Origin of the sequence: Prevotella sp. TCVGH (genome assembly GCF_023522295.1) — a bacterium.
Taxonomy (GTDB): domain Bacteria; phylum Bacteroidota; class Bacteroidia; order Bacteroidales; family Bacteroidaceae; genus Prevotella; species Prevotella timonensis.
Map to the genome: position 1 here is coordinate 1 of NZ_QFFX01000036.1, position 13,479 is coordinate 13,479.

The 13,479-nt window shown below is 41.4% G+C and carries 17 protein-coding genes; 13 read left to right on the forward strand and 4 right to left on the reverse strand.

Annotated features, from left to right (window positions below; genetic code table 11):
* Positions 1 to 282 precede the first annotated feature (282 nt).
* The 6 genes from DEM91_RS07870 (at position 283) to DEM91_RS07895 (ending at position 4,780) form a co-directional block, all read left to right on the forward strand.
* Positions 283 to 591 carry a DUF3853 family protein gene (locus DEM91_RS07870; RefSeq protein ID WP_004348234.1) on the forward strand — a complete coding sequence of 103 codons (309 nt, stop codon included), beginning with the start codon at positions 283 to 285 and terminating at the stop codon, positions 589 to 591.
* Entirely contained in the window at positions 588 to 1,640 is a 1,053-nt protein-coding gene (locus DEM91_RS07875) for an AAA family ATPase (RefSeq protein WP_249858555.1), read from the forward strand. The genes DEM91_RS07870 and DEM91_RS07875 overlap by 4 nt, the downstream gene beginning before the upstream one ends.
* Positions 1,641 to 1,819: 179 nt before the next feature.
* Positions 1,820 to 2,701, forward strand: a complete 882-nt coding sequence (locus DEM91_RS07880) for a CHC2 zinc finger domain-containing protein (RefSeq protein ID WP_249858547.1) — start codon at positions 1,820 to 1,822, stop codon at positions 2,699 to 2,701.
* A gap of 103 nt (positions 2,702 to 2,804) precedes the next feature.
* Positions 2,805 to 3,152, forward strand: a complete 348-nt coding sequence (locus tag DEM91_RS07885) for a plasmid mobilization protein (RefSeq protein WP_249858548.1) — start codon at positions 2,805 to 2,807, stop codon at positions 3,150 to 3,152.
* A complete protein-coding gene (locus tag DEM91_RS07890; protein ID WP_249858549.1) occupies positions 3,149 to 4,072 on the forward strand; it encodes a relaxase/mobilization nuclease domain-containing protein in 924 nt (307 codons plus the stop codon). Before DEM91_RS07885 ends, DEM91_RS07890 begins: the two co-directional genes overlap by 4 nt.
* Positions 4,073 to 4,120: 48 nt before the next feature.
* Entirely contained in the window at positions 4,121 to 4,780 is a 660-nt protein-coding gene (locus tag DEM91_RS07895; RefSeq protein ID WP_249858550.1) for a hypothetical protein, read from the forward strand.
* Positions 4,781 to 4,829: 49 nt separating this feature from the next.
* Here DEM91_RS07895 and DEM91_RS07900 read toward each other — a convergent pair whose 3' ends face one another.
* From DEM91_RS07900 to DEM91_RS07915, 4 genes are all read right to left on the reverse strand, one after another.
* Positions 4,830 to 6,053, reverse strand: a complete 1,224-nt coding sequence (locus DEM91_RS07900) for a DUF2971 domain-containing protein (protein ID WP_249858551.1) — start codon at positions 6,051 to 6,053, stop codon at positions 4,830 to 4,832.
* A 42-nt stretch (positions 6,054 to 6,095) separates the two neighbouring features.
* Positions 6,096 to 7,373, reverse strand: coding sequence for a YhcG family protein (locus DEM91_RS07905; RefSeq protein WP_249858552.1), 1,278 nt, complete (start codon positions 7,371 to 7,373; stop codon positions 6,096 to 6,098).
* Positions 7,374 to 7,385: 12 nt separating this feature from the next.
* Positions 7,386 to 8,678, reverse strand: coding sequence for a site-specific integrase (locus DEM91_RS07910; RefSeq protein WP_249858553.1), 1,293 nt, complete (start codon positions 8,676 to 8,678; stop codon positions 7,386 to 7,388).
* Between the two features lie 475 nt (positions 8,679 to 9,153).
* On the reverse strand, positions 9,154 to 9,378 hold the full coding sequence (locus tag DEM91_RS07915; protein ID WP_008123969.1) for a hypothetical protein: 225 nt from the start codon (positions 9,376 to 9,378) through the stop codon (positions 9,154 to 9,156).
* Between the two features lie 376 nt (positions 9,379 to 9,754).
* Between DEM91_RS07915 and DEM91_RS07920 the strand changes: the two genes are divergently transcribed.
* The 7 genes from DEM91_RS07920 to DEM91_RS07950 all read left to right on the forward strand — a co-directional run bounded on the left by DEM91_RS07920 (position 9,755) and on the right by DEM91_RS07950 (position 13,250).
* Positions 9,755 to 10,084, forward strand: coding sequence for a myo-inositol 2-dehydrogenase (locus tag DEM91_RS07920; RefSeq protein WP_229039435.1), 330 nt, complete (start codon positions 9,755 to 9,757; stop codon positions 10,082 to 10,084).
* A gap of 63 nt (positions 10,085 to 10,147) precedes the next feature.
* Positions 10,148 to 10,864: an SH3 beta-barrel fold-containing protein gene (locus DEM91_RS07925; protein ID WP_195254129.1), complete on the forward strand. Its 717-nt coding sequence runs from the start codon at positions 10,148 to 10,150 to the stop codon at positions 10,862 to 10,864.
* 47 nt (positions 10,865 to 10,911) lie between these two features.
* Positions 10,912 to 11,148, forward strand: coding sequence for a hypothetical protein (locus DEM91_RS07930; RefSeq protein WP_195254128.1), 237 nt, complete (start codon positions 10,912 to 10,914; stop codon positions 11,146 to 11,148).
* 7 nt (positions 11,149 to 11,155) lie between these two features.
* Positions 11,156 to 11,506, forward strand: coding sequence for a hypothetical protein (locus tag DEM91_RS07935; protein ID WP_195254127.1), 351 nt, complete (start codon positions 11,156 to 11,158; stop codon positions 11,504 to 11,506).
* Between the two features lie 456 nt (positions 11,507 to 11,962).
* Positions 11,963 to 12,544 (forward strand): hypothetical protein, encoded by a 582-nt coding sequence (locus tag DEM91_RS07940; RefSeq protein WP_249858556.1) that lies wholly within the window; start codon positions 11,963 to 11,965, stop codon positions 12,542 to 12,544.
* A gap of 46 nt (positions 12,545 to 12,590) precedes the next feature.
* Complete coding sequence (locus tag DEM91_RS07945) at positions 12,591 to 12,884, forward strand: hypothetical protein (RefSeq protein WP_195252704.1); 294 nt, start codon at positions 12,591 to 12,593, stop codon at positions 12,882 to 12,884.
* A 45-nt stretch (positions 12,885 to 12,929) separates the two neighbouring features.
* Positions 12,930 to 13,250: a hypothetical protein gene (locus DEM91_RS07950; protein ID WP_195252703.1), complete on the forward strand. Its 321-nt coding sequence runs from the start codon at positions 12,930 to 12,932 to the stop codon at positions 13,248 to 13,250.
* The last annotated feature ends 229 nt before the right edge of the window (positions 13,251 to 13,479 follow it).

The following is a 13,479-nucleotide window of genomic DNA, read 5'->3' on the forward strand; positions in this document are numbered from 1 at the left end:
AGTATATACAATGCTGTTTTTCTAATGGCGGTCATTAGAAAATGACAAGAAGCTTTTTCTAATGACCGATTTGGGATAAACGGTATTTTGCTCGATATTGTTCACTTTATGAGTATGGTTTAAGTGTTTTTGATAGTCTCTGATTTCCCTATTTTCTCTTATATTTCCCGCCATATCCCTTTCACTTGGTAGAACATTAAAAGCCCTCTACCTTTGTATCGTCAGAGCTGACTGAATGCCCTATGCGCAAGGGCAAGTTATTCATTTCAAAACAATTGAATTATGACGATAAACGAATTACTGGGCAAACCTGTATGGCAGATGACTGGTGAAGAATTACTTTTCCTTGCACAACACAGTAATATATTCACGTGCGGGGAATCAACAAAGGCTTCTTCCTCCAAAGAAGAAAAGCGATATGTGTACGGATTGGCTGGCATCGCACGTCTCTTTGGGTGTAGTTTGCCTACAGCTAACCGTATCAAGCAGAGTGGCAAAATCAATCGTGCCATTACGCAGGTGGGGCGCAAGATTATCGTTGATGCCGACCTTGCGCTAGAATTGGCAGGGCGAAAGATAGGAGGACGATAATGAATACAACTGATTATGAAAACATTTGGCAAAAGTCGCTCATTCATGTAACCGATGAGTTTACGCTTCCTCCTGTTGTACTACAAGTAGGTGATGCTATTATTGGCACACTGGGGAACTTCAGTGTATCGACAGGTAAGGCGAAAGCCAAGAAGACTTTCAATGTGAGTGCCATCGTTGCAGCAGCCCTTGTCAATGGACAAGTGCTGGAATATCAAGCATCATTTCCTGAAAGTAAACGCACGATACTTTACTTTGACACGGAACAAAGCCCTTATCATTGTCAACTTGTGATGCAACGTATTTTGAAATTGGCAAAACTGCCGATAGACAAGGAACCGCAGAATTTGAAATTCAGTCATCTTAGAGCCATTGCTGACCCTAATGAACGCAGAGAAATCATCCGTTATGCCATTTACAACACGCCCAACGTGGGCTTGGTAGTTATCGATGGTATTCGTGATTTGATGCTCGATATCAACAACTCTACGGAGGCTACCAAGTTAGTGGGCGACCTGATGCAATGGACGAGTGAACAGAATATCCATATTCAGACCGTCTTGCACCTCAACAAGGGCGATGACAATGCACGAGGGCATATCGGTACAGAACTTAACAACAAAGCAGAGACCGTCCTCCAAATTACAAGGGATAACACTATGCCCGAGCGCAGTATCGTTGCTCCTGCTATCATTCGCTCCAAGCCTTTTGAAAAATTTGCCTTTCGACTTAAGGAGGGTGAAGATGAGATTTGCATTCCCCAATTAGATTTCTCGTATTCCGACAATGAACGGAAGTCGCATCGTTTCTCCTACCAAGAGTTAAGCACTAACGAACATCGAAAGGCGTTAGAACAAGTATTCTCTACAAGCGAAATTTTGCCATATAGTACACTAATCGTAGCTCTTAAAGAAGCTTATGCTAAGATTGTGGGGCAATCTTATGGGCAAACCAAACTCAAGGAACTCTTGCAATTCTTGCTCAACAAAGGTATTGTGGTTAAGGAAGAACGAGGAAAATATCGGCTCAGCCAAGACCATCTACCCTAAAACCTTTGGTCGGTCGGACGCAGGCTATATATACCTGAACCAACCCGACCAAATAGAAATAAGTTTGGTCGGTCGCAAAGGGGTGCCTATAGTAGGCGACCGTCCGACCAAAAAATCAACCAGCCTCCAAAAGAAAAAGGCTGAGAATTATTCTTTTCAAACATCAAAACAAAATCACAATGGAAATACAAAATATCAAGCAAATCTCTATCACAGATTATTTGCAGCAACAGGGTTATTCACCTGCACGAGTACAAGGTATTCACTTTTGGTACTGCTCTCCGCTGCGCAACGAAAGTACACCATCATTCAAAGTAAATACAGAGCGTAATCAATGGTATGACTTCGGCTCGAGCGAACATGGCGACATCATCGACCTTGTATGCGCTTTATATCGTTGCACTATCAGCGAAGCCATCAGGCTTTTGAGTGATGCTAAACAAGTAGCGCATCAAGAATTTTCTTTTGGTGGTGAAAGAAAAATCTCCGAGCGCAAATTGGAAATCCTATCTGCGCAACCGCTCTCTAATCCTAATTTGCTCCGTTACCTCACAGCACGTGCCATTCCTCTTCCTATAGCCAGCGCCTACTGCTCGGAAGTTCTATTCCAAAATATGAATCGGACATACTATGCTATTGGATTTGCAAACGATGCTTTGGGATGGGAAATCCGCAATATGTATTTCAAAGGATGTATCGCCCCGAAGGCTATTACAACGATTAAAAGAGGAACCGACCGCCTACAAATCTTTGAGGGCTTCATGGATTTTCTCTCGTGGCAAGTGCTAAATCCTTCTTCAACCAGCGATGCTATTGTACTCAACTCTCTGGCACTTTTGCCACGCATCAAAGAACAGATGATGGGCTATCGAGAAGTGGAGAGTTTTCTGGATAATGACGATGCTGGGCGCAAATCTTTTGCCGTTTTGAAGCAAATATTTCCGCAACTCGTTGATGGCGCAGCACGCTACCGGTTGCATAAAGATCTCAACGAATGGCTCGTTGCTCAATCCAAAGTGAAAGAAAAGCTACCGACCACGAAACGTGGTATCAGAAGATAGTGTTTATCAGGGAAGCAAGTTTGTGTTTTGAGTATCTCAAAACCTACTTGCTCCCACCATTGGGAGATGAAAATCCCGTTGGTCTCATCAAAAAAAATAAAAAATGGAACAGAAGAATAAAGGTGGACGACCCACCAAGACTTTATCAGAGAAACGTAAATATCAAGTGCTTCTTCGGCTTAATACAATGGAGTACTACACCTTGTTGGGAAAAGCACGTGAAGCCTCTATTACTCGTACCGAGTTTTTGCGACAGCTCATCACAAAAGCAGAAGTCAAGGCACGTATCAAACCCGAAGAGATGCAACTCATCCGCACAGTCTCGGGTATGGCAAACAATCTCAATCAGATAGCCCATCGACTCAATGCTTTTGGCATTTATGCACTCAATGAAGACTTGAATGCACTCAAAGTCCTCATCCATGAAATCATCAAACGCTTGAAACCATGATAGCAAAGATTATCAAAGGCGCAGACTTCGGAGGCGTTATCAATTATATGCTTAGCAAAGAGAAAGGAAAAGCTAAGGTTTTAGCGAGTAATAACATTGGTTTTATCGACCAAAACCTATGCGCCGACGAGTTCACTCTGCAAGCCTCTATGCGCCCGAACGTGCAGAAGCCCGTTTGCCATACGATACTCTCGTTCTGTGCCAGCGATGCCGAGCGACTGACAGATGATGTGATGGTGAAGATTGCCAATGAGTATTTAGAGAAAATGGACTACGGGAATACGCAGAGCCTTATCGTAAGACACAGCGACCGCCAGCATCCGCACTTGCACATTTGCATCAATCGCATTGGCAATGATGGCAAGACCATCAGCGACCGCAATGAGAAATACCGCTCCACAAAGATTTGCCGAGAACTGACCGAGCGTTATGGTTTGACACTTGGGGAAGGGAAGAAGGCGGTAAACCGCCAACAACTGCGAGGAGAAGATAAATTGCGCTATGAGATATTCGATGCCATCAAAGCTGTGTTGCCCCAATCGAAGAATTGGAAAAGCTTTGTCGCAGGTTTAGACAAACAAGGCATTACCACTCGTTTCAAGACGAAAGGCAATACGGATGTTGTGCAAGGTATCATCTTCGAGAAGGACGGTTGCAGTTTCAGTGGCTCAAAGATAGACCGCTCCTGTTCTTTCTCGCGCCTTAATGCAGAGATAGAGCGAAACATTCAGCAGGCGCAGCAACATCTATTGAAAGAGCCAATGGCACATTCGATAGATGAGAGCGGATTTGCAAGCGACTTATCCGATACACTTGGCGAAGTCTTTACGATGCCAATGCCCAGCGGAAGTGTGGACGTTGATGAACTTCGCTTTCAAAAGAAACTCCGCAATAGAGCCAACCGCAAACGTAGAATTTAATCATCTCAAAATTAAAGTAGAATTTAATCATCTCAAAATTAAAACTGTATGAACAACGAAATAGCCCCCGTTCTCGACATTCTCGAAGAACTCAAACAAGAATGCAAAGCCATCAGCAAGGCTCAAACAGAACTGCGTACCACGCTTGCAGAGCAACCTGCTAACACAAATGCAGAGCGTACCACAACGCAAGAGACCGTGCAAATTCATCTTTCCAAAGAAACGCAAGTCAAAATCAAGGAGTACCAACTTTTTGTTTTGGAGGCATTATCTCAGTCGAGCAAGAAACTCGACCCGAAGTTTGAATCCTTGCAGCAACTCATCATAGAGCAACAAAAGCCCGTAGAGTATAAGAACTACTCGTTATTCGCAAGCATTCAATTAGCCGAACGCATATTGCTCCTGTTAGTTTGCGGCTTGGTTATGGTCAGTTGCTGGCTCTTCGCCATGGGAGCCAACCAACTGCAAACCGCCTCCGATTACGACCTCCGCTACCGCTATCTGCGAATGCAAGGCAAAGCTACCGCTTCGGACTTTACTGACCTTGACAGCATCTTTAGCACACATCGCAATTCCCAAGCCATTCAGCAGATGCAACAAAAGGTTGTCGATTACGAGCAAGCCCTGCAACGACAAGCTGAATTGTTGTTGCAACAGAATAAAATTAAGCAAGAGCAAAGAGAACTAAAGAAGTATTTGAAGAAATAGCAAACATTCCAAGAAGTTGTTTTAAATAGCCTCTTGGAATCCTACTAATCTAAAACAACTTCTTAATTATTTTTGCAAAACATGTTAACAATCTACATTTTGTATTTTGTGGAACAGGATTTTCTATCTTTACCGCCTTTAATTTATAAATATCTTGCGAACTTATTTGCATCTGAAAAACTTCAATATCAGGTTTGTTTTTAATCGCCTTGAATATCTTATTTTTATTCTCTTCTGAGCATTTAACACCTATGTATATTGCTTTTATGCATCCTTTCGGAAGTTGTGGAGTTGGAAAATCAGGACTCCCTTGTTTGTCAAAATATAAAAGTCTATGTTCATGTTCATATTCCCATGTTTTTTGTTTTGTAAAGAATGCCTCTTTGAATGTTAAACTGTCATTGATTTCCCCACAATCCATTAATGGAAAACGTTCTGTATAACTCATGGGCATTAGCATGAGAATTCTTCCATCTTCAGGTTCGGTCATTGTAAATGAAGAAGGAATACAATATTTTACACAAAAACCTTTATGATAATTTGCATAGTGTGCCCACATTACTGTATTTGCATACTCCTTTTGGAATGGTAGGTATATAGGATAATCAATTCCCTCTTTGTACGGCAATGGAATATTTCTTACTAAACATCTTGCACGAATGTTTTTATATGCCACTTCTTGTATTTTAAGATAATCCTTCTCATTTTGATTTTTTGTCATTTCCTGTTTATAGTGCATCCAGGGGAAAAATGCCGTATCAACAGGATCATTAAATAAATCAACACTGCATAAAGAAATTGTTTCATTTGCTATATCTGCTAAAGAATACTCGTTAAAATCTCTAAATCCATAAAATTCAAAATCATTATGATGGGTATTGTTTATTGCGTAGAGTTCATTATATACGCTATTCAATGATGCTGTATAAGCTTTGTCCTTGTTTCCTTTATGTATATAGCTTTTCGACAATAAATCATATAAGCGAACCTTTTCCCAAAAGAAATACTTGAAATCAGAATGTTCTAATTTATCTGCACCTTCATTCAAAATACTAATAGCTTTGTCATAATCATTTAACTCCATACATGCTTGCCCATAGGTAATATACACAAGAGGAAAAGTTCGTTCAAACCAAGGGTTTCGTAGATTTTCCCAGTCATTACGAAATTCCTCCAGTGTATTTATTACATATTCAGCCTCTTTTTTATCTCTAATCTTAGCATTTAGATAAAGAAAAGATTTTATTTGTTCGTTTTGGGTAAATGCTTTCATCGTACTTTATATAATATTCTATAGATTTGTGTAATATACTATTTATTTATCTTTATCGAGCATCTTCGACAATTCTTCCTCAACTTCCTCCACCGTAGGCAGAGCAGATTTAAAATTCTCAGGAATAGCCTTTGAGAGTTGGTAATCGCTCACACCTATAGGCTGGTCGTAACCCGAGAGGGCATATTGCGCCACCACCTTATCTCCTCCATTGCAGAGGAGCAAGCCGATGGTCTTATTGTCGTGCTCTCCACGTAGGGTGTCATCTACTACATTAATATAAAAGTTCAGTTGTCCCATATATTCGGGCTTGAAAGGTGTGGCTTTGAGTTCGACAACAACATATGCATGTAGTTGGATGTTGTAGAGAATGAGGTCGGCATAGAAATCAGAATCGCCTACTTCAAAATGCTTCTGCTGCGCAACAAACGCAAAACCGCTGCCCATTTCGAGTAAGTACTTTGTGATATGCGAAACCAATTGCCGTTCAACGTCTCGTTCTGCCATTTTATCTGTTTGCCCCATCATATCAAAGATATAAGGGTCTTTCATTAGATAGTTGGCAAGGTCGCTTTGTGGTTTGGGCAATCGTACCGAGAAGTTGCTCACTTTCTTTGCGGTAATCTGCCGAGCAAAAAGATTAGTTTCAATCTGCATTTGCAGAACATTACTGCTCCAACCATTGGCAACTGCCTGTGTAATATACCAAAAGCGTTCACCTAAAGGCAACTTGCTGTTAAGCAGAATTACATGGCTTGCCCAGTTGGTGCGAACAATGGCAGATTGCTTGAAGATATCCTCTATCTTACTAATGTCGCTCTGATAGATAGACGACAGCATTTCAGAAATTTCTCCTAATTCCGCAACAGACTGTTGCGTAATTATATTTCCTTGAATATCTGTAGTTTGTATTTGCGCAAGAGGCTCTTGCGTAAATTGATTTAGTTTGCTCGTTAGTTGTAATATATTATCAACCGAAGGACTATTAAACCATTCTTCAACCTTACCCATTTCTGTTAGAACCTCCACAGAATAAGCCTTTGCGAACTGGCACATATAGATAAGGTTGCGGGTGGAATACCCCTTCTTGTCGGGATATTGTGAGCGTATAGCCTTGGATAGATTGTCGATAACTTTGCTTCCCCAGCCTTCTTTCTTTTGGAGGTAGAGAATAAAATGCCCCACCTTCCAATAATGGAAGAGCATATCAGCATTAGCCGAAGTAATCATGCGCACTTGTGTATGCTCAAGATCAGTACCAATGGCTCGTACAACGAGAGATAACTCTTGGTTCTCAGTTTTATTTATTTCTTGTCTCATTTTGTCTTGGATTTATAATTGATTGAATTTACTCATGGCATTCGCCTTGATGTCGTCTGCAATATCAATGTAGGGTTTCATTGCCTTGTAGTCGCTATGTCCCGTCCACTTCATCACCACCTGCGGAGGAATGCCCAAAGCGAGGGCGTTACAGATGAACGTTCTGCGACCAGCGTGCGTGCCAAGCAAAGCATATTTAGGTGTAACTTCGTCAATACGCTCACTACCTTTGTAATACGTTTGGCGCACAGGCTCGTCAATCCCTGCCATTTCTGCTAATTCCTTGAGATAGTCATTCATTTTCTGATTGGTAATGACAGGCAAGACCTTATCATTTTCGAACGCCACATCCTTGTATTTGTCAAGAATCGCTTTGCTATGATTGTTCAGCTCGATAATCAGGCTATCGGAAGTCTTGACTGTTGTAACCTCAATATGGTCGTCTTTAATATCACTTCTGCGGAGGTTGAATACATCCGAATAGCGCAAACCAGTGAAGCATTGGAAGAGGAAAACATCACGCACACGTTCGAGCGCCTGCTTGTTGGAAGGGATTTTGAACTCTCGGAGACGGTTGAGTTCGTCCCAAGTGAGAAAGATGATTTTCTTTTGGGTACTCTTGAGTTTAGGCTTATAACTATCGTAGGCGTTGTTTTGATGCACACCTTTCTTGAAAGCCCAGCGCAAAAACCACTTCAAGAAACTCAGTTGCTTACCAATGGTCGAATTGCGCATTTCCTTTACGTCACGGAGATAACCCACATAGTCATTCAAGCCTCGCTCATCAAAGAACTCAAAGGTAAGTCCTTCACGAAAGTTGGTCAAATGATTTTTCACGGCTGCAAATTTCTCAAAAGTGGAGTCCGTCCAATTGTTCTGACGTCCACAATCCTCGACAAAATTGTCAAACGCCTGAAAGAAATCGCAAGGCAATGCTTCTTTTTGGAGCTTAGGCTCTTTGCTCGCAGGTTTGTGCAAAACATTGAAAGCCTCCTTAATCTGTTCGGGCGTTGGCATTATATCCTCCACCTCAAACCTCTTAAAGATTGACTGTATTTCCGTGTAATACTTCAAGAGCGAAGCATTGATTTCAGAAGCCGATTGTTTTAACTTGTTGCTACAACCATTCTTCACACGCTGCTTATCTGCATCCCATTTGGCAGCATCAATGCGATAGCCAGTGGTGAACTCAATCCGCTTGGATGCAAAATTAACGCGCATACGAATAGGCACGTTCTCTGTGATAAGAACTCCGTCCTTCTTCCTGCTCTCCAACGTGAAGATGATGTTCCGTTTGATATTCATACCTTCGGGTGTATTGTTTGATGCACCCAAAGTTACACCCTAAAAATGATATTACCAAAGATTTTCCGTGAAATCTCATTTTATTAATACTTTGCGTAAACCGCTATATTACAATAGATTGATGCGATTTGATAGTTTATGATAGTTCGAGAGAAAGAGCCTCTCTCTCCGCAATCGCATTAAGCGCAAATCCCTAAGTTACAACAACTTAGGGATTTTTTGTTTCCCCTTGTTTATTTTTTGACCCACTTTTTGACCCACTTTTTGACCCACTTTTTGACCCACTTTTTGACCCACTTTTACTCCGAACACTTTTTAACATGAAATGATTTTTAATTTGTGTAAAGATAATTCAGTATATTTTTTCTTGCTAAATATCAGCGTTTTACGCATTTTCTCAAAAAGGAGGATTTGAACCTTTGTTATCAATCGTTTCATTCGTGTTCTCTGAATGCCGTTTCGCATCTCTATTTTCTTACTTTCCCTTATGTTGTTTAATTTTTGAACGTATCAGTTCTCCAGCACTTATGATAGCCTTCTTATTGAGCACTACACCACCTTTACTAAGCCCCACACGTTCCAACGAAGATTGCCTAATGCCAATCTCGTCAGCCGTCAGTGTACTGTAAATGGCAGGGATCGATCCGAAATAATAGCTTTTATGTCTCTGAATCAGGTGAACATGGATTACTTTTGTCATACTTTACTGGTTGATAATTACTCTAAAATTACAAAATAGTTACTATATACGATATTTTGAATGATTTTATTTCAAAAATCTAATCATGATTAGTTTTCTGCTATTCTATAGAAGACCGTCTGGTTTTTCATTTTCCTTTGCAAAGTTAGCAAGGTCGGCAGAACGCAAAGTATCGCCATACTATTTGAGAAGAATTTCATAGCAGCCTTCCTCAAATCAAAGATTTGGGGTTTCCATGAAATTCTTCCCAAATTACTTTGTTTATCTACCAGTTGACCTTGCTCCCTCTGGCACGTAAAATTAGAAATCCCGACAGTCTCCTACTGCAAAACAGCAAAGAACTAAAGGGAAATGTATCACTTAAAGCATCATGATTATGGATATTTCAAACAGAGAAATGGTTTTAACGTCATTAGGGTTTTTCAAGAACGACTATCAACTTGATAACTTTCGCTCCAACTTTGGCTATGATTGGACGGACGAGGATTTGAACGAGGCTATCGACACCGCAGGGTACGAACTTTCCAACGTGCGCAACTTCTTAATGGAAACACTTTGGCTAAAGGTGATAGAAGAATATGTAGACTATAGAGGTTGTGAGCGTGAAATGTTTGATTGTTATGTGAACGGCACACTTGACACACACTTCTATTTCAATCATTCGGAGGTACAATGCACCGAGGATATAGAAGAACTCTTGAACTAAACAGAACATCAGACACTCACCAAGTAGCACCTATTTGGCGAGTGTTTATAAAAATAAGATAAAATGGAAAATCTATTTGACACATTGGTAGCCAAACTTCGTAAAGGCATCGTTTCTTTCGTTTACAAGAAAAAGGACGGCACGGAACGCCATGCGTGTGGAACCTTGTATGGCATCGGACATACCATAAAGGGGAAATCAAAGCATCATCAGTGCAATTATACCCTTGCTTACTATGATGTGGACTGCAAGGGATGGAGGTCATTTATCATAGAGAACCTTGTGGAGGTGGGTGAACTTCGGCAAGAGACCATGGACGAGCATCACGACATCTGTCTTGCGCTTATTGTAAAGCTCAAGGAAAAGATGAAGAAAGAGGGCAAGACTGCCTTCGCCTATCGTAAGGCAGATGGAACTATCAGATATGCACATGGCATTCTGTCTGACGGCATAGATGTTTCGGGAAGATATTTTGTCTATTTCGATACCGACAAGGGCGAAGATCGCAAATTTCGCATTGACGCTTTTATCGGTATCGGTGAACCAGAAGATTTGGAAGGCAATAGCATATCCTTTTTTGACGAGACACCGATGACAACAAGCTGCAGTAAGTCATACAACGACTGCAGCACTTTGGACATCAAGTCTATTCTTGCCAAGCGAGGTGTGGCGATTGAGGACACAGAGAACTTTATGGTCATAGACTTGCTACCCGAACTTAATAAGGGGCAGTTGAAAGACCTTATCTGCAAAGCTGCAGAAAGGCTTGCATCACTCTAATCAAAGGTAATGCCCCGACTAACCATCGGGGCGCAAATACTTCCATTATGTTACGTTATCCAAGAGTTGAAATCATCAAGAGAAAGACTTTCGTACCCATCTATCAAGAGCAATACGAAGTACAGACCATGCGACCTAACCGACCTATGAAAAGCAAGTTTGGAATGAATAAGAGCCAGGCAATGGCTTATTCAAGAAGAGAGATAGCCCTGTTGAAGCAGGAAGGATATACCAAAGTAGTATATCAGTCTATGATGGTGAACTTAAAAACCTTTCGTCCATAAAACGCTATTGTGGTGGAATGATGGTGCAAGCATGGTGCCACATTCTACCATTCGCCGTGTGCTGCTCACACAGCTCGCAGCACCCTCCATCCCCCCCAAGCCCTATTGTCAAGACTATGCCCTAAAATTGCAAGTCACTACCGAGGTAGCCACTTCTTTCACCCATTGCAAAAACACGCTAATGCAAGTTTTTGTTACTACTTCTTTCCCTTTCGGCTTGTTCCTCACGCCTGCTCCGCCAGAGTTCCATCACGCTGCAGCCATCTTCGTCTTTGTCCTGTTCCTCTTTCGCTCCACTGCGACAGCGGCGAAGATGGCAGACTGCTTAATGGAACACTGGCTACGCAAAAACCCTTAAAACAGTTTCTGCTGTTTTAATCCCATGAAAGACACAGTTTCTGACCTTTCAGGATCGCCAACAGAGTCTTTCAAGGGATTTTGGGAGAGCGGTAGTGTCAGCATCTTATTTGGTTGCCTTGCCAGGCTGTCTTAGTTTCTTTCCCTTAAATCGTTATTTCCATAACCCTATGTGGGTCGTTTACACTCCTGCAATCACTGCCTGGATTTAATTTTACTTAGCAAAGGTAGCAAGTCCTGTCAGAACGCCGAAATACCGCTGCGCTATTTTGGAATATTCTTATGGCAGCCTTCCACAAATCATAGATTTGGGTTTTCCATGATAATCTACCAAAATTATTTCGCTTATCTGCCTTACGGGCTTGCTTACCTCACGCAAGTAAAATTTGAAATCCCGACAGCGATGCTGCAAAACAGCAGAACGAAAGGGAAACGTATCATCATAAACATCGAGATTATGGCAAACTGGGCAACAACAAGCTATCGTATTGAGGGTAGCAAGAGCGATCTAAAAAGAGTTTTCAACGTGATTGACGGCTTTATGACAGCAAAGCGGAAGGCAACCAGCGTAACGACTTCCAAGGATTGGGAGGGGAACGTCGTCGAAGCTTTGGGTGCGACGGAAGAGCAGTTATCAAAGAACTATCTCCGAGGTTTCATCCAAGAGTATGAAATGGATGGCGACACCATCCGCATTGAGGCGGAAGAGGCCTGGGGAGCAACCGACTTCCGACATGTACTGCGCACGCTCATGCCAAAACTGACCATCTACTTTATCGTGGAGGAACCAGGGTGCGAAGTGTATGCAACTAACGATGTCGAAGGCAGGTATTTCACCCAGCGGTTCTATGTTGACGCTTGCATTAACGGCGACTACCAAAGCGAGTATTTTGAGACCAGAAAACAGGCTATGGCATATGCCGCAAATCTAATCGGCATGGAAAAAGTAAGCAAAGCCAACCTGGAGAGATGGAATGAAGACCATGAGGACGATGATGATTTCATCTACGTCCATGAGTTTGAGATTGTTGATTGCTAAAGGAAACGGAGGGACTAACCATCCCTCCACAAAAAAATATTTTAACATGAAGAGTATTTATAGAGTAGTGATGGTGCATAACGGCAATATAGAATGGACAAATGACGTTTTTCATTCTACAAAAGACAAAGCTCTTGATGCCTTACAGCAGATAGTGAATGAAAAAATAAAATTTTTGGGATATAAGTCGGAATTATATCAGCTACATCCTTGGGACAGTTTCCCAATAAGAGAAGGAGAAACATCTATTTGGCGAACAGTACACATGGTAGTTAACGTTATAGATACAGTGCATCAGAAGAAAATGACTTATGGAATTATTACATACAGATTAGACTAAATTAGGTAACGGAGGGATTAACCACCTTCCAAATTTTTTTTTAATATGAAAAATTATATTGTTAAGTATTGCGACACAGTTTGTTTCAGTCATCCACTTGAAAGCATCAAGACAAAACCGAGTCATTGGGTTTATGAAAAAGATTTTGAAAAATTAGAAGATGCCCTCACCTTTGCAGAGCAAGAAGAAAAAGCATGTACTTTGACAAAAGTGAGCGACCTTGAATTTTGCCCGACAGATGAAGAACGCAATAAATATGTCACTTTTGTTGATGTATTAGAAGTAAACTATGATGAAGATGGTGAGATTGAAGACACTGACGTTGTAGACAGAAAAAACGTCATAGAGTTTTGGATTGAAGATTAAAGAAACATCGATACCCGCCTACTCGGCGGGTATCGATTTGAAAAACAGATGCTGTGTAGGCATGTCATTGCAAGCTTATACCCAAAGCTGATAGCCGACTATCCACATTCATCATTTGTCGTGTGCTGCTCTCACAGTTCGCAGCACTCTCCTTCCTTAACCCTTATCACTCACACAGTGATCTGAAATTGTAAGTTACAACTGAGGCTATCGTTTCTTTCACCCATTG